The sequence below is a fragment of the Caulobacter sp. BE254 genome (genome assembly GCF_031457295.1).
Lineage (GTDB): Bacteria > Pseudomonadota > Alphaproteobacteria > Caulobacterales > Caulobacteraceae > Caulobacter.
This window is the reverse complement of the sequence record NZ_JAVDWJ010000001.1, coordinates 106,882-127,705: the sequence shown is the minus strand read 5'-3', so window position 1 is coordinate 127,705 and position 20,824 is coordinate 106,882. Positions and strand designations below refer to the sequence as shown.

The 20,824-nt window shown below is 69.6% G+C and carries 24 protein-coding genes and 1 pseudogene; 15 read left to right on the top strand and 10 right to left on the bottom strand.

The features are described from left to right. Positions 1–297: 297 nt before the first annotated feature. The 3 genes from J2X41_RS00595 to J2X41_RS00585 form a co-directional block, all read right to left on the bottom strand. The gene (locus tag J2X41_RS00595) at positions 298–1,608 is read right to left on the bottom strand and encodes an FAD-dependent oxidoreductase (protein WP_310078799.1); all 1,311 of its coding nucleotides are present in this window, start codon (positions 1,606–1,608) and stop codon (positions 298–300) included. A gap of 57 nt (positions 1,609–1,665) precedes the next feature. Continuing rightward, entirely contained in the window at positions 1,666–2,064 is a 399-nt protein-coding gene (locus J2X41_RS00590) for a VOC family protein (RefSeq protein WP_310078797.1), read from the bottom strand. Between the two features lie 101 nt (positions 2,065–2,165). Next, positions 2,166–2,819 carry an alpha/beta hydrolase gene (locus J2X41_RS00585; RefSeq protein ID WP_310078795.1) on the bottom strand — a complete coding sequence of 218 codons (654 nt, stop codon included), beginning with the start codon at positions 2,817–2,819 and terminating at the stop codon, positions 2,166–2,168. A 198-nt stretch (positions 2,820–3,017) separates the two neighbouring features. Between J2X41_RS00585 and J2X41_RS00580 the strand changes: the two genes are divergently transcribed. The 10 genes from J2X41_RS00580 to J2X41_RS00535 all read left to right on the top strand — a co-directional run bounded on the left by J2X41_RS00580 (position 3,018) and on the right by J2X41_RS00535 (position 10,820). Beyond that, on the top strand, positions 3,018–3,521 hold the full coding sequence (locus J2X41_RS00580) for an Rrf2 family transcriptional regulator (RefSeq protein WP_310078793.1): 504 nt from the start codon (positions 3,018–3,020) through the stop codon (positions 3,519–3,521). Next, a complete protein-coding gene (locus tag J2X41_RS00575; protein ID WP_310078792.1) occupies positions 3,518–4,651 on the top strand; it encodes a cysteine desulfurase family protein in 1,134 nt (377 codons plus the stop codon). The genes J2X41_RS00580 and J2X41_RS00575 overlap by 4 nt, the downstream gene beginning before the upstream one ends. Then, complete coding sequence (gene sufB / locus J2X41_RS00570; protein WP_310078791.1) at positions 4,651–6,120, top strand: Fe-S cluster assembly protein SufB; 1,470 nt, start codon at positions 4,651–4,653, stop codon at positions 6,118–6,120. The genes J2X41_RS00575 and sufB overlap by 1 nt, the downstream gene beginning before the upstream one ends. After that, a complete protein-coding gene (locus tag J2X41_RS00565) occupies positions 6,117–6,419 on the top strand; it encodes a hypothetical protein (protein WP_056750856.1) in 303 nt (100 codons plus the stop codon). The genes sufB and J2X41_RS00565 overlap by 4 nt, the downstream gene beginning before the upstream one ends. Further along, on the top strand, positions 6,412–7,161 hold the full coding sequence (sufC, locus tag J2X41_RS00560; RefSeq protein ID WP_310078790.1) for a Fe-S cluster assembly ATPase SufC: 750 nt from the start codon (positions 6,412–6,414) through the stop codon (positions 7,159–7,161). Before J2X41_RS00565 ends, sufC begins: the two co-directional genes overlap by 8 nt. Before the next feature lie 142 nt (positions 7,162–7,303). Further along, positions 7,304–8,464 carry a Fe-S cluster assembly protein SufD gene (gene sufD, locus J2X41_RS00555; protein WP_310078789.1) on the top strand — a complete coding sequence of 387 codons (1,161 nt, stop codon included), beginning with the start codon at positions 7,304–7,306 and terminating at the stop codon, positions 8,462–8,464. Positions 8,465–8,624: 160 nt separating this feature from the next. Next, complete coding sequence (locus J2X41_RS00550) at positions 8,625–9,839, top strand: cysteine desulfurase (protein WP_310078788.1); 1,215 nt, start codon at positions 8,625–8,627, stop codon at positions 9,837–9,839. Positions 9,840–9,844: 5 nt separating this feature from the next. Further along, positions 9,845–10,213 carry an SUF system Fe-S cluster assembly protein gene (locus J2X41_RS00545; protein WP_310078787.1) on the top strand — a complete coding sequence of 123 codons (369 nt, stop codon included), beginning with the start codon at positions 9,845–9,847 and terminating at the stop codon, positions 10,211–10,213. Positions 10,214–10,227: 14 nt separating this feature from the next. Continuing rightward, the gene (locus J2X41_RS00540; protein WP_310078786.1) at positions 10,228–10,620 is read left to right on the top strand and encodes an iron-sulfur cluster assembly accessory protein; all 393 of its coding nucleotides are present in this window, start codon (positions 10,228–10,230) and stop codon (positions 10,618–10,620) included. After that, positions 10,620–10,820 (top strand): hypothetical protein, encoded by a 201-nt coding sequence (locus tag J2X41_RS00535; protein WP_310078785.1) that lies wholly within the window; start codon positions 10,620–10,622, stop codon positions 10,818–10,820. Before J2X41_RS00540 ends, J2X41_RS00535 begins: the two co-directional genes overlap by 1 nt. 16 nt (positions 10,821–10,836) lie before the next feature. On the opposite strand, the gene J2X41_RS00530 is transcribed toward J2X41_RS00535, so the two are convergent. The 3 genes from J2X41_RS00530 to J2X41_RS00520 are packed head-to-tail and all read right to left on the bottom strand — an operon-like array spanning position 10,837 to position 12,723. Next, complete coding sequence (locus J2X41_RS00530) at positions 10,837–11,349, bottom strand: CDP-alcohol phosphatidyltransferase family protein (RefSeq protein WP_310078784.1); 513 nt, start codon at positions 11,347–11,349, stop codon at positions 10,837–10,839. Positions 11,350–11,360: 11 nt separating this feature from the next. Beyond that, positions 11,361–12,146, bottom strand: a complete 786-nt coding sequence (locus J2X41_RS00525) for a lysophospholipid acyltransferase family protein (RefSeq protein WP_310078782.1) — start codon at positions 12,144–12,146, stop codon at positions 11,361–11,363. Between the two features lie 16 nt (positions 12,147–12,162). Continuing rightward, entirely contained in the window at positions 12,163–12,723 is a 561-nt protein-coding gene (locus J2X41_RS00520; RefSeq protein WP_310078780.1) for a helix-turn-helix domain-containing protein, read from the bottom strand. A 97-nt stretch (positions 12,724–12,820) separates the two neighbouring features. Between J2X41_RS00520 and J2X41_RS00515 the strand changes: the two genes are divergently transcribed. Both J2X41_RS00515 and J2X41_RS00510 read left to right on the top strand, forming a co-directional pair. Then, a complete protein-coding gene (locus J2X41_RS00515) occupies positions 12,821–13,807 on the top strand; it encodes a glycosyltransferase family 9 protein (protein ID WP_310078778.1) in 987 nt (328 codons plus the stop codon). A gap of 2 nt (positions 13,808–13,809) precedes the next feature. Then, positions 13,810–14,205: a hypothetical protein gene (locus J2X41_RS00510; RefSeq protein ID WP_310078777.1), complete on the top strand. Its 396-nt coding sequence runs from the start codon at positions 13,810–13,812 to the stop codon at positions 14,203–14,205. Position 14,206: 1 nt separating this feature from the next. Here the strand turns inward: J2X41_RS00510 and J2X41_RS00505 are convergent. From J2X41_RS00505 to J2X41_RS00490, 4 genes and pseudogenes are all read right to left on the bottom strand, one after another. After that, positions 14,207–14,304 (bottom strand): annotated as a pseudogene (locus J2X41_RS00505) (hypothetical protein); the annotation flags it as partial. 27 nt (positions 14,305–14,331) lie between these two features. Further along, positions 14,332–15,447, bottom strand: coding sequence for an FUSC family protein (locus J2X41_RS00500; protein ID WP_310078776.1), 1,116 nt, complete (start codon positions 15,445–15,447; stop codon positions 14,332–14,334). Next, complete coding sequence (locus tag J2X41_RS00495) at positions 15,448–15,939, bottom strand: CinA family protein (RefSeq protein ID WP_310078774.1); 492 nt, start codon at positions 15,937–15,939, stop codon at positions 15,448–15,450. Between the two features lie 35 nt (positions 15,940–15,974). Then, positions 15,975–17,141: a bifunctional 2-C-methyl-D-erythritol 4-phosphate cytidylyltransferase/2-C-methyl-D-erythritol 2,4-cyclodiphosphate synthase gene (locus J2X41_RS00490; RefSeq protein WP_310078773.1), complete on the bottom strand. Its 1,167-nt coding sequence runs from the start codon at positions 17,139–17,141 to the stop codon at positions 15,975–15,977. Positions 17,142–17,239: 98 nt separating this feature from the next. Between J2X41_RS00490 and dusB the strand changes: the two genes are divergently transcribed. The 3 genes from dusB to ntrC are packed head-to-tail and all read left to right on the top strand — an operon-like array spanning position 17,240 to position 20,792. Continuing rightward, the gene (gene dusB / locus J2X41_RS00485) at positions 17,240–18,247 is read left to right on the top strand and encodes a tRNA dihydrouridine synthase DusB (protein ID WP_310078772.1); all 1,008 of its coding nucleotides are present in this window, start codon (positions 17,240–17,242) and stop codon (positions 18,245–18,247) included. Beyond that, positions 18,244–19,374, top strand: coding sequence for an ATP-binding protein (locus J2X41_RS00480; protein ID WP_310078771.1), 1,131 nt, complete (start codon positions 18,244–18,246; stop codon positions 19,372–19,374). The genes dusB and J2X41_RS00480 overlap by 4 nt, the downstream gene beginning before the upstream one ends. Beyond that, positions 19,371–20,792, top strand: coding sequence for a nitrogen regulation protein NR(I) (gene ntrC, locus J2X41_RS00475; protein WP_310078770.1), 1,422 nt, complete (start codon positions 19,371–19,373; stop codon positions 20,790–20,792). The genes J2X41_RS00480 and ntrC overlap by 4 nt, the downstream gene beginning before the upstream one ends. Positions 20,793–20,824 lie beyond the last annotated feature (32 nt).

Sequence of the window (20,824 nt, the reverse complement as noted above, 5' to 3'; positions counted from 1 at the left end):
AGCATACGGGCGGTCTGGAAGGGTGGGGATCAAATCGGGTCGAGAAAGTTCAGGACGTTGGAATCGTGGGGCTTTGCTGGCTGAACGCCGAGCATAAGCCGGGGACGTGCACTCACGGCAAGGCCTCGCGGATCGATCCACCGCCTCAGGGTGAGTGCATGTCCCCAACGCCACCCACGGCGCCATGCGACTTCGACACCAAACTCAGCGGGTCCGTTGGGGACACGCACTCACGGCCAGCGCCCTGCAAGCCGGCCAACGCACCGCCTCGAGTGCGCGTCCCCGGCTGTCCTCCGCTCAATGCAGCTTCAGCCGTCCCGCCACCCGCTGCTGCAGCAGGCGGGCCAGGGCCAGGACGATCGTCTTGGGCGTGCCCATGATCGCCCGGTGGTGGTCCAGGTGCAGCGAGATGTAGGCCCACTTGGCGATCAGGCCCTCGACGAAGAAGTTCGGCCCGCCAAGCCCGCCCATCAGGGCGCCGACGCCCTTGTTCTCGCCCAGCGACAGCAGCGAGCCGAAGTCGCGATAGACGAACGGCGCCTCCACGCGGCGCTGGCCCATCCGGGCGATCAGGGCCTTGGCCAGGTAGCTGGCCTGCTGGTGGGCGGCCTGGGCGCGGGCGGGGATGATCCGCCCCTCCTTGCCCGCCGTGCCGACCCAGGGCGCGGCCGCGCAGTCGCCCAGGGCCCAGACGTCCGGAGCCGAGGTCTCCAGCCGCTCGTTGACCACGAACTGGTTGGTCCGGTTGATCTCCAGCCCGTAGTCGGCGTTGGTCGGCGCGGCCTTGACCCCTGCGGCCCAGACGATCAGGTCGGCCGGGATGTCGCCCTGGCTGGTCTCCAGCCGGTCGGCGTGGACGGCTGACACCTTGGCCCCGGTGTGGACCCGCACGCCCTTGCGCTCCAGGGCGACCGTGGCCTGGTCGGAGATCTTCTCGGGCAGGCCGCCCAGGATGCGCGGGGCGGCCTCGACGATGGCGATGTCCAGGCGGAAGCGCTGCTCGGCGCCCAGGCTGCCCAGCAGTTCGCGATGGGCCTCGATCAGTTCGGCCGACAGCTCCACGCCGGTGGCCCCGCCGCCGACGATAGCCACGCTCATGCTCTTCTCGGCCGCGAACGAGGCCTTCATGAAGGCGGCCAGCAGGCGGGTGTGGAAGGCCTCGGCGTCCTCGGTGCGCTCCAGCAGGTGGGCCTGGTCGGCGCCGGGCGTGCCGAACAGGTTGCTGCCGCTGCCGATCGCCAGCACGCCCCAGCTGAAGGTGACGCCGCGCTCGGGGACCAGCACCCGGCCGCCTTCGCCGCCCAGGTCCTTGGAGACGATGGGCTTGAGGCTCAGGCGCTTGGCGACGGGATCGAAGCTGTCCAGGTCGCCCAGCAGGAAGCTGAAATGGTTGGCGCGGCCCAGGATCGAATAGGACAGGCCCTCCTGGTGGGTGTCCAGCGTGCCGGCCGCCACCTCGTGCAGGGTCGGTTTCCAGATGTGGAAGCTGGAGCGGTCGATCAGCAGCACGCGTTCCTTGCCGGCCTTGGGGCCCAGCTTGCGTCCCAGGCGCGCCGCCAGCTCCAGGCCGCCGGCTCCGCCGCCGACGATCACGATGTCGTAGTGCATGCCCGCCATCCAGAAATTCCTCAGACGGTGAATATATAGGGGTGAAGGCGGGCCGTGTCAGGCCAGGTTGAGCTGCCAGGACACGCCGAACCGGTCGTTGACCCAGGCGAAGCGTCGGCTGAAGCCGTAGTCGCCCAGCGGCATCAGCTCGGCCCCGCCATCGGCGAGGGCGGCGGCCAGGCGCGCGATCTCGTCCTCTGATCCGCAATCGACGAACAGGGACGAGGCGGGCGTGAAATCGAAGGCGTGCTTGACGAAGCTGTCGGAGCAGAAGACCTCCTGGCCGCCGATCCGAAAGCGGGCGCGGATCACCGTGCCTTCGGGCCCCGGGCCCGCGGGGCCGTAGCGCTCGACATCGAGGATTTCGCCGTCGGGGAACAGCGAGACGTAGAAGGTCATCGCCGCTTCGGCGTCCCGCGCCTGAAACATCAGGAACGGCCTTATGGTCTGGCTCACCGTCGCTCTCCCGGAACGCTGTTCCGCGCAGAATGACGGTGAGTTGTCTCGAACCGCAAGCCCGGTGGTACCGGTAACCTGCGGTTCACGGCGGTTAGGGCCTACGGAATGGGGTTCATCTCGAGGCGCTTGTCGAGATAGTCGCCGACGCTGCGTTCGACGCTGGGCAGGTGCTCGACCCAGAAGTGGGTGGCCTTGTCGACCACCTCGTAGTCGATGACGATGCCCTTCTGGGTGCGCAGCTTGCTGACCACACGCTCCACCTCGACCGGCGGGGTGATGGTGTCGGCCGAGCCGGCCAGGAACAGGCCCGAGGCCGGGCAGGGGGCCAGGAAGCTGAAATCGTACATGTTGGTCGGCGGCGACACCGAGATGAAGCCGTCGGTCTCGGGACGGCGCATCAGCAGCTGCATGCCGATATAGGCCCCGAAGTCGAAGCCCGCGACCCAGGTCTGGGCGGCGGCGGGGTTGTTGGACTGCAGCCAGTCCAGCGCCGTGGCCGCATCGGCCAGCTCGCCGATGCCGGCGTCGAACTCGCCCTGGCTGCGGCCGACGCCGCGGAAGTTGAAGCGCAGGGTCGCGAAACCGCGCTTCATGAACAGGTGATACAGCTGCACCGAGACTGGGTGGTTCATGTGCCCGCCCGCCTTGGGGTGCGGATGCAGGATCAGCGCGATCGGCGCATTGTCGGTCTTGCCCGGCGAATAGCGGCCCTCGATGCGGCCCGAAGCTCCGGTCAAAATCACGTCAGGCATTCAAGATCCCTATCCAAAAAGGGGCGACGGGCCCGTCTCCTCGCGCCGGAATAGGCGAAGGAATACTTGACCACTGCGCTTGGTCTTCCTAAATCCGCACCGCGCGCCTTGGTCTTTCGCAAGCGCCTCGGCGCGAAGTCGCGGCTTGTAGCACACGCCTAAGCCGATGCGCGGGGAATCCGCAAGGAGATAAGGCGCATGCGCCTGAGCACCAAGGGACGCTACGCGGTGATGGCCATGACCGATCTGGCCCGCCGCCAGGACGAGGCGGAGGGCCGCGCCGTGGCCCTGGCCGAGATCGCCGCCCGCCAGCAGATCTCGCTTTCCTATCTCGAACAACTGTTCGCCCGGCTGCGCCGCAAGGGCCTGGTGGTCAGCGCCCGGGGTCCCGGCGGCGGCTATCGCCTGGCCCGCGAGGCCCGCGACACCGCCATCGCCGACATCGTCCTGGCCGTGGATGAGCCCCTGCGGGCGACCCGCTGCGGTCTTTCCAAGGTAGGAGGGGCCAAGGCCGGCGTCGGCAAGGGCGCGCCCAAGGGCTGCATGGCCGGCGGCGCCCAGTGCCTGACCCACGACCTGTGGGAAGAGATGGGCCGCCAGATCCACGGCTACCTGGCCAGCGTGTCGGTGGCCGACGTGCTGGACGGCAAGCTGAAGGACAGGACCCGGGCGAACAAGGCAGGGGAGATGGCCGCGGCGTGACCAAGCCCTCGATCTATCTCGACTACAACGCCACCGCGCCGATCCGTCCCGAGGCGCGGGACGCGGTGCTGCGCGCCTTCGAGGCCGCCGGCAATCCCTCGTCGGTGCACGCCAGCGGCCGGGCCGCCCGCGACATCATCGAGACCGCCCGCGCCCAGGTGGCGGCCCTGGTCGGGGTCGTGGCCGGCTCGGTCACCTTCGTCAGCGGCGGCACCGAGGCCAACGCCCTGGCCATCGGCAGCGCCGCCTTCGCCGGCTTCAACCGCATCATCGTCAGCGAGGGCGAGCACGACGCCGTGCTCGAGACCGCCGCCGCCTCGGGCCTGCAGGTCCTGAAAATGCCGCTGGACGCCGACGGCGTCGCGCGGCTGGACTGGCTGGAAGAAGCGCTCAGCGACGAGGGCCGGGCCCTGGTCTGCCTGATGCTGGCCAACAACGAGACCGGCGTGATCCAGCCGGTGGCCCAGGCCGCCGCCCTGGTTCGCGCCGCCGACGGCTGGCTGCATGTCGACGCCGTCCAGGCGGCCGGCAAGGTCGCCATCGACTTTTCCGCCCTGGGCGCCGACACGATGGCGCTGTCGGCCCACAAGCTGGGCGGGCCGCAGGGCGTCGGCGCCCTGGTGGCGGGCACGCGCGCCACGATCGTCCGCCAGCAGCACGGCGGCGGCCAGGAGCGCGGCCGCCGGGCCGGCACCGAGAACGTGGCCGGGATCGCCGGCTTCGGCGCGGCGGCGCAAGCGGCGGCTGGCGACTTGCCCGCGATGACCAATCAGGGCAAATGGCGCGACGCCTTGGCCGAACGGGTCAAGGCCGCTGGCGCGGTCGTGCTCGGGGAGGGCGCTGCTCGCCTTCCGCAAACCCTGTGTTTGGCGGCCGAGGGCTTCGCCTCGCAGATCCAGGTGATGAGCCTGGACCTGGCCGGGGTGATGGTCAGCGCCGGCAGCGCCTGCTCGTCGGGCAAGGTCAAGGCCAGCCGCGTGGTGGACGCCATGGGCCGGGCCGACCTGGCCCCGTTCGCCCTGCGCGTCAGCGGCGGCTGGGCCTCGACCGAGCAAGACTGGATTTCCTGCGGCGACGCCTGGCTCGCCGCCTATTCGCGTATCGGCGCTCGTCGCCGGGAGGTGGCGTAATGGCCGCGGTCAAACAGACCATTGATACCGTCGCGGCGCTCGAGAAGTACGAGCACGGCTTCACCAGCGACATCGACCAGGAGTTCGCCCCCAAAGGGCTCTCCGAAGACATCGTGCGCTTCATCTCGGCCAAGAAGGACGAGCCCCAGTGGATGCTGGACTGGCGGCTGGAGGCCTATCGCCGCTGGCTGGAGCTGGAAGAGCCGACCTGGGCCAAGGTCAGCCACCCGCCGATCGACTACCAGGACACCTACTATTACGCCGCGCCCAAGGAGAAGGCCGGGATCGCCAGCCTCGACGAGGTGGATCCCGATATCCTGGCCGTCTACGCCAAGCTGGGCATTCCGCTGAAGGAACAGGAAGTGCTGGCCGGCGTCGTGGGCGCGCCGCGCTACGCCGTGGACGCGGTGTTCGACAGCGTCAGCGTGGTCACCACCTTCAAGAAGGAGCTGGCGGCGGTCGGGGTGATCTTCTGTTCGATGAGCGAGGCGATCCGCGAGCACCCGGAACTGGTCAAGCAGTACCTCGGCTCGGTCGTGCCGACCTCGGACAACTATTTCGCCTGCCTCAACAGCGCGGTCTTCAGCGACGGTTCGTTCGTCTACATCCCGCCGGGCGTGCGCTGCCCGATGGAGCTGTCGACCTATTTCCGGATCAACGCCAAGGACAGCGGCCAGTTCGAGCGCACCCTGATCATCGCCGACAAGGGCGCCTATTGCTCCTACCTCGAGGGCTGCACCGCCCCGATGCGCGACGAGAACCAGCTGCACGCCGCCGTGGTCGAGCTGGTGCTGCTGGACGACGCCGAGATCAAGTATTCCACCGTCCAGAACTGGTACCCGGGCGATCCGGAGACCGGCAAGGGCGGCATCTACAACTTCGTCACCAAGCGCGCCGACTGCCGCGGCGACCGTTCCAAGGTGTCGTGGACCCAGGTCGAGACCGGTTCGGCCATCACCTGGAAATATCCGTCGTGCGTGCTGCGCGGCGAGGGCAGCTCGGGCGAGTTCTACTCGATCGCCGTGACCAACGGCCACCAGCAGGCCGACACCGGCACCAAGATGATCCATCTGGGCGCCAACACCCGCTCGCGGATCGTCGCCAAGGGCATCAGCGCCGGCAAGTCGACCAGCACCTATCGCGGCCTGGTCAGCGCCCACCCGAAAGCCAAGGGCGCGCGCAACTTCACCCAGTGCGACAGCCTGCTGATCGGCAAGACCTGCGCGGCCCACACCGTGCCCTATATCGAGGCCCGCAACGGCCATTCGGTGTTCGAACACGAGGCCACGACGACCCGCCTGTCGGACGACCAGCTATTCTACTGCCAGCAGCGCGGCCTGTCGCAGGAAGAGGCCGTAGCCCTGCTGGTCAACGGCTTCGTCAAGGACGTGCTGCAGCAACTGCCGATGGAATTCGCGGTGGAGGCCCAGAAGCTGGTGGCGATCTCGCTGGAAGGCTCGGTGGGATGACGCCTGTCCGCTTCGGCCTGAACGACAAGGAATATAAGTACGCGCGCCAGCTGGCCTTCCATGCCGCGCACGGTGCTTGGATAAGCCCCTATGGCGACGACAGGGAGTTGGTCGACCGCAGCGCCAAGTTGCTGTCGGGGGGCAACGCCGACGCCGTCGCCGAGCGGGAGCTGCTGACCACGCTGCTCAAGCTCGCCGCCTACAGCCCCGAACACGAATGGGAAGCGCCGACCCTGACCGGCAAGCCGACCACGTTCGCTATCCAGACGCTCGAAAAGATCACGGCTTTCAATGCTTAACATCCAGAACCTCCACGCCACCGTCGGCGACAAGCCGATCCTCAAGGGCGTCACGCTCGACGTGCCGGCCGGCGAGGTCCACGCCATCATGGGGCCGAACGGGGCGGGCAAGTCGACGCTATCCTACGTGCTGACCGGCCGGGGCGGCTACGAGGTGACCGAAGGCTCGGCCACGCTGAACGGCGAGGACCTGCTCGCCCTGGAGCCCAACGAGCGGGCCGCCAAGGGCGTGTTCCTGTCGTTCCAGTATCCGCTGGAAATTCCCGGCGTGCCGGCCCTGACCTTCGTCCGCACGGCCCTCAACGCCCAGCGTCGGGCGCGCGGCGAGGACGAGATCGCCGCCCCGGCCTTCCTGAAGCTGGCCAAGGAAAAGGCCGCGGCGTTGAAGATCGACTTCGACATGCTCAAGCGCGGCCTGAACGTCGGCTTCTCGGGCGGCGAGAAGAAGCGGATGGAAATCCTTCAGATGGCGATGCTTTCGCCCAAGTTCCTGATCCTCGACGAGACGGATTCGGGCCTGGACATCGACGCCCTGAAGATCGTCTCCGAAGGCGTCAACGCCCTGCGCGCCCCCGACCGCGGCATGCTGGTCATCACCCACTACCAGCGCCTGCTGGACTACATCAAACCCGACCGCGTCCACGTGCTGGCCGCCGGCCGCATCGTCGCCTCGGGCGGCCCGGAGCTGGCGCTGCAGCTGGAGGCCGAGGGCTACGACAAGTATGTGAGCGCCGCGGCATGAGCGGGGTCGCGCACTTCAGACCCTCCCCCTGTGGGGGAGGCGATCGCGAAGCGATCGGAGGGGGGAACCTGCTGACTCGGCAAACTCCCCACTCCGTCGTCGCTGCGCGCCGACACCTCCCCCACGGGGGGAGGATCTCGCGATGACCCTCGCCACCGCCCTGAAGACCGGCGACCTGACCCAGCTGCCGTCGCGCCGCGACGAGGACTGGCGCTGGACCGACCTGCGCGGCCTGGTGCGGACCTTGCCGCCGATCTCGCCGGTGTTCTTCGACACGATCCAGCCTGGTGGCCCCTTCAAGGGGCTGACCGAAACGGAACTCGTGATCGCCAACGGCCGCCACAACTGGTGGCCGGGCGAAGATACCGAGACCGTCGAGTTCTTCGAGCACGACGAGCCCGACAATCCTTACGATCCAGCCGATCTGCCCATGGCGGCGCTGGCGGCCGATCGGGCCATCGAGCCACGCGCTTCGATTATCAAGTTCACGGGCGACGACACGGCCAGTGTCCGCTTCGTGTCGGCCACGGACGCCACGTCCCACCATGCGCGCTTCGGCGTCGTGGTCGAGGCCGGCGTGTCGGCGGTTTTGTTTGAAAGCCACGAGGGCAGGGGCGATCGCTACCTCGCCAACACCCTGATCGAGATCTTCCTCGAAGACGGCGCCAAGCTCGAACGCATCGTGGTGGCCGACGACGCGGCCGAGGCCTTTGCGGTAACGACGGCGATTGTGAATCTCGCCCCCGGAGCGACCTTCAATCAGACCGTCCTGACCGCCGGCGCCCGCCGACAGCGGATCGAGACCCGGGTCAACCATCCTGGCGCCCATGCCAATGTCCGGCTGGACGGCGTCTATGTGCTGGCCGACCAGCGCCACGCCGACCAGACCACGGTCGTCACCCACGGCGGCGTCGACGGGATCACCAGCCAGCTGACCAAGGGCGTCGTCGACGACCAGGCGCGCGGCGTGTTCCAGGGCCGGATCGTCGTCCAGCCCGGCGCCGACCAGACCGACGCCCGCATGGGCCACCACGCCCTGATCCTGTCGGACAAGGCCGAGGTCGACGCCAAGCCCGAGCTGCTGATCTTCGCCGACGATGTGGCCTGCGCCCACGGCAACACCATCGGGGCCCTCGACGACGAGCAGATCTTCTACGCCCGTCAGCGCGGCATCCCTGAGATCGAAGCCCGCGCCATGCTGACCCAGGCTTTCCTGGGTGAGGTGGTCGAGCGCATCGAGCACGAGGGCGCCCGCGCCATCGCCGCCGCCTGGGTGGCCCGCAAGCTGGGGAGGGCGGAATGAAGTTCGCCTCCGCCTTCCTTCTCCTCCCCCGTGAAACGGGGAAGGTGGCGGCGAAGCCGACGGAGGGGGCGTTCGGCGTCGAACTCCGCTGCGCCCCCTCCGTCACGCTGCGTATTCGCAGCGCGCCACCTCCCCCGCTGCGCAGGGGAGGAGTTTAGCCATGGCCTTCGACGTCGAACTGATCCGCGCCCAGTTCCCGATCCTAGCTCGCCAGGTCAACGGCAAGCCGCTGGTCTATCTGGACAGCGCCGCCAGCGCCCAGAAGCCCGAGGCGGTTCTGGAAGCCATGACGGGGCTCGCCCGCAACAGCTACGCCAACGTCCATCGCGGCCTGCACACCCTGGCCAATGAAACGACGCAGGCCTATGAAAACGCGCGGGAAACTGTCGCGAAGTTCATCAACGCCGAGCCGTCGGAAGTCATCTGGACCAAGAGCGCCACCGAGGGCGTCAACCTGGTGGCCGACACCTTCGGGCGCAGCCTGAAGGCCGGCGACGAGATCGTGCTGTCGGTGATGGAGCACCACGCCAACATCGTGCCCTGGCACTTCCTGCGCGAGCGCTACGGCGTGGTGCTGAAGTTCGTGCCGGTCACCGACGACGGCCGGCTGGACATGGAGGCCTATGCGGGCCTGCTGTCCGAGCGCACGAAGATGGTGGCCATCAGCCACATGTCCAACGTGCTGGGCACCATCAATGACGCCGCCGAGATCGTCCGCCTGGCCCATGCGGCCGGGGCCCCGGTGCTGCTCGACGGCTGCCAGGCCATCGTCCACAGCAAGGTCGACGTGAAGGCCCTGGACGTCGATTTCTACGTGTTCAGCGGCCACAAGCTGTACGGCCCGACCGGCATCGGCGTGCTGTACGGCAAGGCCGAGCGCCTGGCCGCCTTGCCGCCCTATCAGGGCGGCGGCGAGATGATCGGCCATGTCACCCTGGAAGGGATCACCTACGCCGACCCGCCGCACCGGTTCGAGGCCGGCACCCCGGCGATCCTCGAGGCCGTCGGCCTGGGCGCGGCCATCGAATGGCTGAACGGCATCGACCGCGACGCCGCCCTGGCTCACGAGCACGCCCTCTACCAGCGGGTGGTCGACCAGCTGGCCGGCGTCAACGGCGTGCGGATCCTCGGCACGGCCCCCGGCAAGGGCGCGGTGCTGACCTTCGTGGTCGAGGGCGCCCACCCGCATGACGTGGCCCAGTTGCTCGACCGCTACGGCGTGGCCGTGCGGGCCGGCACCCACTGCGCCGAGCCGCTGATGGCCCGTTTCGGCCTGACCGCGAGCGCTCGCGCTTCCTTCGCCCTATATAACACCCTGGACGAGGCCGACGCGTTCGTGAACGCGCTGGCCAAGGCCCGCAGTTTCTTCAGTTGAGCCTCATGACCGACGACACCGCCGCCTCCACCGAACTGCAAGCCGCCTCGGCCCTGCCGCAGGCCGAGCTCGACCGCCTGACCGACCAGCTGATCGAGAAGCTGAAGACGGTGTTCGATCCCGAAATCCCGGTCGACATCTACGAGCTGGGCCTGATCTACAAGGTCGACGTCAGCGACGAGAAGGACGTGGCCATCGACATGACCCTGACCGCCCCGGGCTGCCCGGTGGCCGGCGAGATGCCGGGCTGGGTGCGCGACGCGGTCATGGAGATCAAGGACATCAAGTCGTGCCACGTCGACCTGGTCTTCGAGCCGCCGTGGGACCCCTCACGGATGAGCGACGAGGCCAAGCTGCAACTGAACATGTTCTGATCGGTTCGAAAGCCATGGAAGCCGCCGTCACCCCCCGCGTCCGCCGTCCCCGCCCCAAGGTCGTCACCCTGACGCCGGCCGCCGCCGCGCGGGTCAAGGAGATCATGGACCGGGCCGATAAGCCCTATGCCGGCCTGCGGGTGGGCGTGAAGAACGGCGGCTGCGCGGGCTCGGAATACATCTTCGAATACGCCGCCGAGAAGGGGCCGATCGACGAGGTGGTCGAGGACCAGGGCGTCACCATCCTGATCGACCCCAAGGCGGTGCTGTTCCTGATCGGCACCACGATCGACTACGAGACCACCAAGCTGTCGTCGAAGTTCGTGTTCAACAACCCGAATGAAACCGACGCCTGCGGCTGCGGCGAGAGCGTCACGATCCAGCCGGCGCCGGAAGCCCTGGACTGATGCTGACCCGGACGCCGTCTTGCGTGGAATGCGGCCTGGCCTGGGGCGCGCCGGCCTTCCGCCACGAGGACCAGGCTCCGCTGTATTGGTCGGACCAGGGGATCCTGTGCTCGACAGGCTGCGCGACCAAGCATTTCGACCAGCGTCGTGAGGATGGGACGTTCGTGCCCGTGCCGGCGGAGTGTCCGGTAGAGCTTTGAACCGCCGCCGGCCGCGTCAGTCGCGGAAGGCGGGCAGGGCCCGACGCACGTAGATCGCCACGCTGGCCGCCGACAGCGCGGCGCTGGCCGCGATCGCCCACAGGCCGGCGTTGGTGGCGCCGATCGGGGCCAGAAGCAGCGCCACGCCCAGGAAGTTCAGGGCGATCTTCGGATATTCGACCGCGGCCAGGTCGAAGTCGCCGTCCGGAAGCGCCTGCTGCAGGCCCGCGACCGCGAAGTTGCGGGCGATCAGGACCAGGGGCGCGACAACCCAGGCGCCGGCGAACGCGCCGGCCGCGATCAGGGCGCCCAGGCTCGTCAAGGTCAGCAACCGGTCGGCCAGCAGGTCCAGCATGGCGCCAAGCGGCGAGGTCTGGCCGAGCCGGCGCGCGAGCTGACCATCGAGAATGTCGGTGACCCCCGCCGCGAGAAACAACGCCAGGGCCGTCCAGCCGTGCCCCGCCAGGATCGCCGCCGCCAGCACCGGCAGTAGCAGGATACGCACGAGGGTGACGAGGTTGGCGACCATGCCAGGCAAGCTCAGGCGGTTTGCGGCGCGCCGGCCGCCACGTTCTTGCGCCCATTCCACTCCACCAGCACCGATGGCCGTACCGGCTCGCCGCGCGCCTGGGCGATCAGCTGGTTGGTGCGGGTCTCGATGACGTCTTCCATCTTGGCCATGAACTCAGCCTTGGACAGGCCCTGGGGCAGGGGCGGCAGGAACTCGATCGTCGCCGTGCCCGGCGTCTTCTTCTTGTCCGTCTGCCGCCAGAAGCAGCCCAGGTTCGTCGCCACCGGCACCACCGGCAGGCCGAAGTCCCGGCTCATGTGGTAGACGCCGGTGCGGTAGCGGAACCGCTCGCCCGGCGCGGCTAGGTGGCCCTCCGGATAGATCAGGATCCGCCGCCCCTCGGCGGCGACCTGGGCGGCGCTGGCCGAGAGGGCCTTGCGGGCTTCGGGACCGCCGCAGCTGTCGACGACGATGGCCCCGAACTTGCGCAGGATCTGGCCGACCAGCGGGAATTTCTCCAGGTGGTCGCCGGTCACGAAGCTGAGATTGTCGACATTGGCGAACATCACGAAGCCGTCGCCCCAGCTGTGGTGTTTGGCGGCGATGATGAAGGCGCCCTGCGGCAGGTTCTCCTGGCCCTTCAGCTCGATCTTCACCCCGGCGAAGACGCGCAGCGCCCAGATCATCCGCTGGCTGTAGAGCCGCAGGGCGAAGGCGATCGGCCGGCGGCCCGGGAGCAGGGCGGAGAGGGCGGCCGACAGGCCGTAGAAGATCGACAGAACCCAGTAATAGGCGTTGAACAGCGCGCTGCGCATGTCGGTCTGGTCCTTGTTAGCGGGCGGAAAGCACGGCCTGGACGGCCGCGGTCATCAGCGGAGCGTGGGCCGAGAGGGCGTCGTCGCCCAGCCGACCATAGGCCTTGTTCTGGGCGGTCTGGGTGATCACGCCGATGGCCATGGCGGCGATGACGCGCGGGTCGCCGGGCGGCAGCTGCGCCTCCATCATCGCCCGCTTGACCAGCCCCTCGACCATGGTCACCGGATCGCGGCCGTCCTCCTGGTAGTAGGGCAGGAAGTGATGCAGCTGCAGCAGGTGGAAGGAAAACAGCAGCCAGTCCTCGTCGGCCACTGTGCAATAGGCGCGGACCACGGCGGCGGCCTTGGCCTGGACGCCCTTGGCCATGTCGGCGTTGACGGTGATCAGGTCCGACAGCCGGCGGTGGGTGGCCATGAACAGGCCCAGGGCCAGTTCGTCCTTGCTCTTCCAGTGGCGATAGATCGCGCCCTCCGACACCCCGGCCTTAGCGGCGATCAGCTTGGTGGTGGCCGCGTCGACGCCGCGGTCGACGAAGACCTGCAGGGCGGCGCGCTCGATCCGGGGCTTGGCGTTCATGGTGGAACTCTAGCATGGGCTTGACCCAATGCAAGTGATTACTCACATCGGTCACTCCACCGTTGACCCTTGCGCGGACCGCGGCCTAAGCCGAGGCATGGTCCAGTCGATCCTGATCTATTCCATGGGCGAGGTGATCGGCGACGGCCTGATCAAGCTGCCCTTCATCGCGGGCCTTCGCGCCGCCTTTCCGAAGGCGCGGATCACCTGGTGCGCCGCCAAGGGCCAGACGGTCTATGCCGGGCCGCTGAAGGCCGTGGTGGCGGGCTATGTCGACGAGATCCTGACCGACGGCCCGACGGGCGACGCAGCCCTGGACGTGCTGCCGTGGGTCAGGCCGTTCGGCGGGCGGACCTTCGACCTGGTGATCGACACCCAGGAGAACCTGCGCCGCAGCCTGGTGGCCCGGCGGGCCGCCAAGGGCGCCTTCGTCTCGGCCGCGGCCCAGGCCCGCAAGCCCGACTGGCCGGTCGCCGTGGCCGAGCGCCTGGCCCGGCTGCTGGCCCTGGCCACGGACGGCGCCGGCGCGCCGCGTCCCCTGGCCCTGACCGATCCCGACGCCGCCAACGCCGCTCGCGCCCTGCTGCCGACCGCCTACTACGGCGGTCCGGTCTATGTCGGCCTGGCGCCCGGGGCCGGCGGCCAGGACAAGCGCTGGCCGCTGGAGCGCTACCTGGACTTGGCCCGCCGCATCGAGGCGTCCGGCCGCAAGGCGGTGTTCTTCTTCGGCCCCGACGAGGCGGCCGACGTCCAGGCGGCGCGCGAGGCGGTCCCCGAGGCTCTGTTTCCAGAGGCGGACCGCACCGACGGCTTTCCGGGGGTGAAGGGGCCGCTGCTGGCCATCGCCCTGGCGGGCCGCCTGACTGCCGCGGTCGCCAACGACGCCGGTCCCGGCCACATGCTGGCGGCCGGCGGCGCGCCCTTGCTGTCGCTGCAGAAGGACCGCCGCAAGGCCGTCAAGTTCCGCCCCGCCGCCGAACGCCTTGAGCTGCTGATCGCGGAGGACTACGGACACGAAATGGCCGCCCTGCCATTGGATGTGGTGGACGCGGCCCTGCAACGCCTGATCGCCGGAGTTTCCTGAAAATGCCCATCCTGGCGCCCGTCTCGGCCGGCGAACTGATCGACAAGATCACCATCCTGCGGGTCAAGGCCCTGAGGATCGGCGATCCGGCCAAGGAGGCCAACGTCAAGGCCGAGCTGGCCCTGTTGGAGGAGACCGCGGCGCGCGAACTCCAGCATTCGCCGGAACTGGAAGACCTGATCGCCCAGCTGACCGAGATCAACGCCGCCCTCTGGGACATCGAGGACGGCAAGCGCGACTGCGAGCGCCGCCAGGATTTCGGGCCGAAGTTCGTCGAGCTGGCCCGGCGGGTCTATATCGACAACGACCGCCGGGCCGCCGTGAAGCGCCAGATCAACCTGCTGGCCGGTTCGGACATCGTCGAGGAAAAGAGCCACAAGCCGTACCTGGCGGGGTAGGGGGGAGCTTCCTTGAATCCTTCGAGGCCCGCTGCGCGGGCGCCTTAGGATGAGGAGCGTTTTGGCTGTGAATTCCTCATCCTGAGGTGCGAGCCGCAGGCGAGCCTCGAAGGACGCACGGTGCGCTCACCCCCGCTTGCCGACCGTCTCCTCGACCCGTTCCTCGAAGTCGCCGAGATTGCCGAACAGGTTCTCGATCGCGAACACCAGGCCGAACACCCGGGCCGCGTCGTCGAAGGCCAGGGCCCGCGTGCCGCCGCCCGCCCGCAGCGTCTCCACCGCCGCCTGGAAGGCCTGGTGGGCCTCGGCGAAGGCCAGGCGGTCCGGGCGCGGGCCGCCCGACAGCAGGGCCGCGCAAGCCCGCAGGAAGGTCGCGCTGGCGTTCAGCATGGCCGCCGAGGGCAGGGCCAGGCCCGGCGAGGGGAAGGCCTCGCGCAGCGCCCGGCCGATCATCACGCTGTCGTTGCGCAGCCTCCACAGGGTGCGGGGCAGGGCGTCGGTGACCGAATGGTCGCTCAGCCGGCTGGCGCTCTCGCGCTCGGCCTCGGTCAGGGCGGTCTGCAGCTTGGACAAGGCCTTGAGCGTGTCGTCGTAGTGGCCGCGGGCGTCCAGCTCGGTCGCGCCGCCCTTCAGCTTCAAGGCGTAGTGCTCCAGCAGCTCGGCCAGCAGGCCCGCCACCGTATCGGTGCTGTCGACCACCGAGGCGTGGGCCCGGGCCGGGAAGATCAGCAGGGTGGCGGCGATGCCGACCACGCTGCCGACCGTGATCTCGGCCACGCGCAGGAAGGCGGCGACCAGCGGGTCCATGTGGGTGGTCGTGCCGATCAGCATGATCACGGCGGTCACCGGCGCCACCTTGAAGGCCGGGCGGACGGCGGCCAGGAAGGCCAGCAGAGCGGCGGTGAGCGCCAGGATCGGTCCGCCGGCCTCGGGCCAGCGGGCGTGCAGCATCGCCGCGCCGGCGCCGACGACGGCGCCGACGGCCGTGCCCATCAGCCGCTCGATCGAGGCGGTGATGGTGGCGCCCAGGCTGGACTGGACGATGATCACGGCGGTGAACACCGCCCAGTAGCCCTGGGGCAGGCGCAGCAAGGTGGCCAGGGCGTAGGCCGCCACGACCGCCGCCGACACCCGGACGGCGTGGCGCAGCTCGGTCTTGCGGGCGGCCGCCTTGGCCAGGGCGCTTCGCGAGAGCTCCAGCCCGACGAAACGCCGCCAGTCGCTGGGCGCGGCCTCCGGCATCTAGGCCACCGCCTCGCGCAGCATCTCCAGCGCCGTGCGCACCGCCGCCAGCTGCACCCCCTCGCGCGTCTCGCCGTCGAACAATTCGTGGCGATGGACGACCGAGCGGTTGGCGCGGGCGACGGCGAAATGCACCGTGCCGACCGGTTTCAGCGGTGAGCCGCCGCCGGGCCCGGCCACGCCGGTGATCGCCACGGCGACGTGGGCGTTGCTGGCCTCCAGCGCGCCTTCGGCCATCCAGCGCGCCACCACCTCCGACACCGCCCCATGGTCGGCGATCAGGTCGCCCGGCACGCCCAGCATCTCGGACTTGGCGCGGTTGGTGTAGGTGACGAAGCCGCGCTCGAAAACGTCGGAAGCGCCGGAGATGTTGCAGATCGCCCCCGCCACCAGGCCGCCGGTGCAGCTTTCGGCGGTGACCAGCCGCAGGGACTTCTCCCGCGCCTCGTCGATCAGCAGGCGGGCCAGGGTCTGGATTTCGAGCGGGAACATCGGGGACTCCTGCGTCGGTCTATCGTGGCGGAAACCTAAGCCGGCGTCTCGACCACGGCGATGGCCTGGGCGGCCAGGCCTTCGCCGCGGCCGGTGAAGCCCATGCCCTCGGTGGTGGTGGCCTTGACGCTGACCCGGTTGAGGGGAAGGTCCAGGATCTGGGCCAGGCGCTCGCGCATCGCCGCGCGGTGCGGCTTGATCTTCGGACGCTCGCAGATCAGCGTCACGTCGACATTGACCAGGGTCCCGCCGCGCTGGCGCACCAGGTCGACCGCGTGGGCCAGGAACCGATCGGAGGACGCGCCCTTCCACTGCGGGTCGGTGGGCGGGAAGTGGTCGCCGATGTCGCCCTCGCCGATCGCGCCGAGGATTGCGTCGGTCAGGGCGTGCAGGCCGGCGTCGGCGTCGGAATGGCCGATCAAGGTTTCATCGTGCGCGATCTCGACGCCGCACAGCCAGACGGATTCGCCCCTACCTTCAGGATGGGGCCCCCAGCGGTGAGCGTCAAAGCCCTGGCCCATGCGGGTGACCCGTGCGCGGCCGGCTAAGGTTTCAGCCATGGCGAAGTCCTCCGGATAGGTCAGTTTCATCAGCATCGGGTCGCCAGGAACCACCACCACGCGGCCGCCGTCCTGTTCGACCACCTGGCCGTCGTCGGTCGGCTCGCTCGGTCCGGTCCAGGCGGCGTAGGCGGCCAGCAGGCGGTCGCGGCGGAAACCCTGGGGGGTCTGGGCGCGCCAGAGATTGTCGCGCGGGGTGGTGACGACCGCCCCGTCGGCCGCCCCGCTTTTCAGCGTATCGGCCACCGGCAAGGCCGGAATCGCGCCATCGGCGTTCTCCAGGCCCTTCAGCACCGCTTGGATTGTTGCGGCGCCGAGAAAGGGGCGCGCGGCGTCGTGGACCAGCACGGGTTCATCGGCCGGACGAGCGGCGAGGGCGGCCAAACCGGCCCGCACCGAGAGCGCGCGAGTCGCGCCGCCGGCCACGGTGGTCCAGCCCTCCAGACCCGCCAACGCGATACCCAACGTTGTGCGCGCGCCAAGATCCGCCACGATCACAACATCTTGCGCGCCTAGGTTAATGAAGGTCTCGACCGACCAGCGCAGCACCGGCTTGCCCGCCAACATGCGCCACTGCTTGGCCTGGCCGGGCCCGGCGCGGGTCCCGGAACCGGCGGCGACGATGACGGCGGAGAAGCTCATCGTGGCTGTTTAGCCGCTAGGCGACGGTTGTCCAATAATGAAGGGTTTACGGCGCCGCACAAATTGCCTAAAAACAGTGCGATGGGGATGCATAGAAAATGAGCAACGGCCTCACAGTCGGCAAGGTCGAAGTGCCTGGGCGCGTATGGATCGCGCCGATGACGGGCGTTTCGGACCTGCCTTTCAGGGAAACCGCCACCCGCCTGGGCGCGGCCTATGTGGCGACCGAGATGGTGGCCTGCGCCGAGTTCGCTCGGGGTCGTCCCGACGTGGTGCGCCGCGCCGCGGTGGGCGAGGGCCTGCCGCTGATGGTCGTCCAGCTGGTCGGCCGCGATCCAACCTTCATGGGACAGGGCGCGCGAATGGCCGCCGACGCCGGGGCCCAGATCATCGACCTGAACTTCGGTTGCCCTTCCAAGATGGTCACCGGCGGCGTCGCCTCGGGCTCGGCCCTGATGCGCGAACCGGACCTTGCCGAGGCCCTGGTCGCCGCCGCTGTCAAGGCGGTGGACGTGCCGGTCACCGTCAAGATGCGCCTGGGCTGGGACGACGACAGCCGCAACGCCGCCGACATCGCCCGCCGGGCCGTCGACGCCGGGGCCCAGGCCATCACAGTCCACGGCCGCACCCGCTGCCAGTTCTACAAGGGCGTGGCCGACTGGAGCGCCGTGGCGGCCGTCAAGGCGGCGGTCTCGGTCCCAGTGCTGGTCAATGGCGACATCGTCGACGGCGACACCGCCCGCCAGGCCCTCCAGCAGTCCGGCGCCGATGGCGTGATGATCGGGCGTGGCGTCTGCGGCCGGCCCTGGATCGCCCAGGCCATCGAGGCGGCGCTGAACGGCGACGGCTTTCGCGAGCCGGACGCCGAGGAACGCCTGGCCATCGCCGTCACCCATTTCCGCCGCAGCCTGAACTTCTACGGCCAGAACCTGGGCCTGAAGATGTTCCGCAAGCACCTGGCTTCCTACATCGACGCCGCGCCCTGGCCGGACGGCGAGGAGGCGCGCCGCGCCGCCCGCGCCGCCCTGTGCCGGCTGGAGGATCCCTCCGCCATCGAGGACGGTCTGGCCGCCCTGTGGCTGGACAACCGGAGGCTGGCCGCATGAGCGATCACGCCCGCGCCGTTTCCGCCAAGGTCGCCGACGGCCTGAAGGTCGCCGCCTTCGACCTCAGCCCAGAACCCGCCCTGGTCGTCGACCACGAGGGCGCGCTGGTCGCCGTCAACGAGGCGGCCGAGGCGCTGTTCGGCCAAGGCCTGGCCCTGTTGGCGAAAGGCCGGTTCCGCGCCGCCCTGCCGCCGGGCTCGGTGCTGGTCTCGATGATGGATCGCGCCCTGTTCGAAGGGGCCCTGGTTCGCGAGCACGGGGTCGAGGTCAACCTGTTCGGCCAGCCGCCGTTCGAGGCCGACGGCGCCGCCGCGCCCCTGGGCGACGGCTCGGTTCTGATGACCCTGCACGTCAAGGGCGTGCTGGGCGTCGAGCGGGCTTCGGACGCCGCCGGCCTGCGCTCGGTGGTCGGCCTGGGCCGCATGCTGGCCCACGAGATCAAGAACCCGCTGGCCGGCATCCGCGGCGCGGCCCAGTTGCTGAAGACCGGGGCCAGCGCCGCCGACCAGCCCCTGGCCCAGCTGATCGTCGACGAGACCGACCGCATCCGCCGCCTGGTCGACCGCATGGAGGCCTTCTCCGACGAGGTCCCGGGCCCGCGCGAGGCGGTCAACATCCACCAGGTGCTGGACCGCGTCCGGGCCCTGGTGGTCAACGGCGTCGCCGACGGCCTGGCGCTGCAGGAGCACTACGACCCGTCGCTGCCGGACGTCTGGGGCGACGAAGACCACCTGATCCAGGTGTTCCTGAACCTGGTCAAGAACGCCGCCGAGGCCGCCCACATGCGCGGCGACGGCCAGGGCATCCTGTCGATCCACACCGCCTGGCGGCCCGGCGTCCGGGTGCGCGGGGCCGACGGCAAGGCCACGGCCGGCGCGCCGATCGAGATCCGCGTGCAGGACAACGGCCCGGGCGTGCCCGCCAGCCTGCGCGACCACCTGTTCCAGCCGTTCGTCACCACCAAGGCCAACGGCACGGGCCTGGGCCTGGCCCTGGTCACCAAGCTGGTGACCAGCCACGGCGGCCTGATCGACTTCGAATCCGAGCCCGGCCGCACGGTGTTCCGCGTGCTGCTGCCCATGGCCACCGGAAAGCTTGCCCCCTCCACTGGAGACGCCCACGCATGAACGCCGCCAGCAAGAAGATCCTGATCGCCGACGACGACAGCTCGGTGCGGCTGGTGCTCAGCCAGGCCTTCACTCGACTGGGCTATCAGGTGCGCGCGACCGGCAACGCCACCACCCTGCTGAAATGGGTGACGGACGGCGAGGGCGACCTGATCGTCACCGACGTGATGATGCCCGACGAGAACGTCTTCGACGTGCTGCCGCGCATCCGCAAGGAACGGCCCAAGCTGCCGATCATCGTGATGAGCGCCCAGAACACGCTGCTGACCGCGGTCAACGCCGCCGACGCGGGCGCCTTCGAATACATCTCCAAGCCCTTCGACCTCGACGACGTCACCGCCGCCGCTCGGCGGGCCCTGTCGCGGCCGGCCGACGCCGAGGCCTCCAAGGCCCAGGCCCGGGCGATGCGCGACGAGCGCCTGCCGCTGATCGGCCGCTCGGCCCCGATGCAGGAGGTCTATCGCACGATCGCCCGCCTGGTCGGCGCCGACCTGACGGTGCTGATCCTCGGCGAAAGCGGCACCGGCAAGGAACTGGTGGCCCGCGCCCTGCACGAGCTGGGCCGCCGCCGCGACGGCAAGTTCGTGGTCATCAACCTGGCGGCGGTGCCGCGCGAGCGGGTCGAGACCGAGCTGTTCGGGCGCGGGGAGGGCGACCAGGGCCGGCTGATCGAGGCCGACGGCGGCACCCTGTTCCTCGACGAGATCGGCGACATGCCGCTGGACGCCCAGACGCGCCTGCTGCGGGTGATCGACGGCACCGAGCCGGTGCTCAACCCCAAGACCGGCCGCCGGCCGAACGTGCGGATCATCGCCGCCACCAACCGCGACCTGCGGGGCCTGATCCAGCAGGGGCTGTTCCGCGAGGACCTGTTCTTCCGCCTCAATGTCGCCCCCGTGCGCCTGCCGCCGCTGCGCGACCGCACCGAGGACATCCCGGACCTGGCCCGCACCTTCCTGCTGCGCGCCAACCGCGAGGGCCTGCCGGCCAAGACCATCGATTCCAGCGCCCTGGACCGGATGAAGACCCACGCCTGGCCCGGCAATGTGCGCGAGCTGGAGAACCTGGTCCGGCGGATGTGCGCCCTCTACGCCGAGGAGCTGATCACCGCCCGGATCGTCGATCGCGAGCTGCAGGACCACACCCCCGCCGCCCACGCCGACGAAGGGCCGGTCACCCTGGCCAGCCTGGTCGAACGCCACCTGTCGTCGCACTTCGCCGACCAGCCGGACGGGGTGCCGGCCGCCGGCCTCTACGACCGGGTGCTGCAGGAGGTCGAGCGTCCGCTGATCCAGCTGACCCTGTCGGCCACCCGCGGCAACCAGGTGCGCGCCGCCGAGATCCTGGGCCTCAATCGCAACACCCTGCGCAAGAAGATCCAGGACCTGGGCGTGGAGATGACTCGCGGCCGGCGTTAGCGCCGGACCGCGGTTCACCGCTGACGCTTAAT

What these genes read in the sequence shown, in the direction of transcription:
- J2X41_RS00520 (WP_310078780.1), bottom strand. Translation starts at nt 12,723, where the DNA reads ATGAACGCCAAGCCCCGGATCGAGCGCGCCGCCCTGCAGGTCTTCGTC.
- dusB (WP_310078772.1), top strand. Translation starts at nt 17,240, where the DNA reads ATGAGCAACGGCCTCACAGTCGGCAAGGTCGAAGTGCCTGGGCGCGTA.
- J2X41_RS00585 (WP_310078795.1), bottom strand. Translation starts at nt 2,819, where the DNA reads ATGCCTGACGTGATTTTGACCGGAGCTTCGGGCCGCATCGAGGGCCGC.
- J2X41_RS00500 (WP_310078776.1), bottom strand. Translation starts at nt 15,447, where the DNA reads ATGCCGGAGGCCGCGCCCAGCGACTGGCGGCGTTTCGTCGGGCTGGAG.
- J2X41_RS00515 (WP_310078778.1), top strand. Translation starts at nt 12,821, where the DNA reads ATGGTCCAGTCGATCCTGATCTATTCCATGGGCGAGGTGATCGGCGAC.
- sufD (WP_310078789.1), top strand. Translation starts at nt 7,304, where the DNA reads ATGACCCTCGCCACCGCCCTGAAGACCGGCGACCTGACCCAGCTGCCG.
- sufC (WP_310078790.1), top strand. Translation starts at nt 6,412, where the DNA reads ATGCTTAACATCCAGAACCTCCACGCCACCGTCGGCGACAAGCCGATC.
- sufB (WP_310078791.1), top strand. Translation starts at nt 4,651, where the DNA reads ATGGCCGCGGTCAAACAGACCATTGATACCGTCGCGGCGCTCGAGAAG.
- J2X41_RS00480 (WP_310078771.1), top strand. Translation starts at nt 18,244, where the DNA reads ATGAGCGATCACGCCCGCGCCGTTTCCGCCAAGGTCGCCGACGGCCTG.
- J2X41_RS00550 (WP_310078788.1), top strand. Translation starts at nt 8,625, where the DNA reads ATGGCCTTCGACGTCGAACTGATCCGCGCCCAGTTCCCGATCCTAGCT.
- J2X41_RS00565 (WP_056750856.1), top strand. Translation starts at nt 6,117, where the DNA reads ATGACGCCTGTCCGCTTCGGCCTGAACGACAAGGAATATAAGTACGCG.
- ntrC (WP_310078770.1), top strand. Translation starts at nt 19,371, where the DNA reads ATGAACGCCGCCAGCAAGAAGATCCTGATCGCCGACGACGACAGCTCG.
- J2X41_RS00535 (WP_310078785.1), top strand. Translation starts at nt 10,620, where the DNA reads ATGCTGACCCGGACGCCGTCTTGCGTGGAATGCGGCCTGGCCTGGGGC.
- J2X41_RS00595 (WP_310078799.1), bottom strand. Translation starts at nt 1,608, where the DNA reads ATGCACTACGACATCGTGATCGTCGGCGGCGGAGCCGGCGGCCTGGAG.
- J2X41_RS00580 (WP_310078793.1), top strand. Translation starts at nt 3,018, where the DNA reads ATGCGCCTGAGCACCAAGGGACGCTACGCGGTGATGGCCATGACCGAT.
- J2X41_RS00490 (WP_310078773.1), bottom strand. Translation starts at nt 17,141, where the DNA reads ATGAGCTTCTCCGCCGTCATCGTCGCCGCCGGTTCCGGGACCCGCGCC.
- J2X41_RS00525 (WP_310078782.1), bottom strand. Translation starts at nt 12,146, where the DNA reads ATGCGCAGCGCGCTGTTCAACGCCTATTACTGGGTTCTGTCGATCTTC.
- J2X41_RS00530 (WP_310078784.1), bottom strand. Translation starts at nt 11,349, where the DNA reads ATGGTCGCCAACCTCGTCACCCTCGTGCGTATCCTGCTACTGCCGGTG.
- J2X41_RS00545 (WP_310078787.1), top strand. Translation starts at nt 9,845, where the DNA reads ATGACCGACGACACCGCCGCCTCCACCGAACTGCAAGCCGCCTCGGCC.
- J2X41_RS00540 (WP_310078786.1), top strand. Translation starts at nt 10,228, where the DNA reads ATGGAAGCCGCCGTCACCCCCCGCGTCCGCCGTCCCCGCCCCAAGGTC.
- J2X41_RS00510 (WP_310078777.1), top strand. Translation starts at nt 13,810, where the DNA reads ATGCCCATCCTGGCGCCCGTCTCGGCCGGCGAACTGATCGACAAGATC.
- J2X41_RS00495 (WP_310078774.1), bottom strand. Translation starts at nt 15,939, where the DNA reads ATGTTCCCGCTCGAAATCCAGACCCTGGCCCGCCTGCTGATCGACGAG.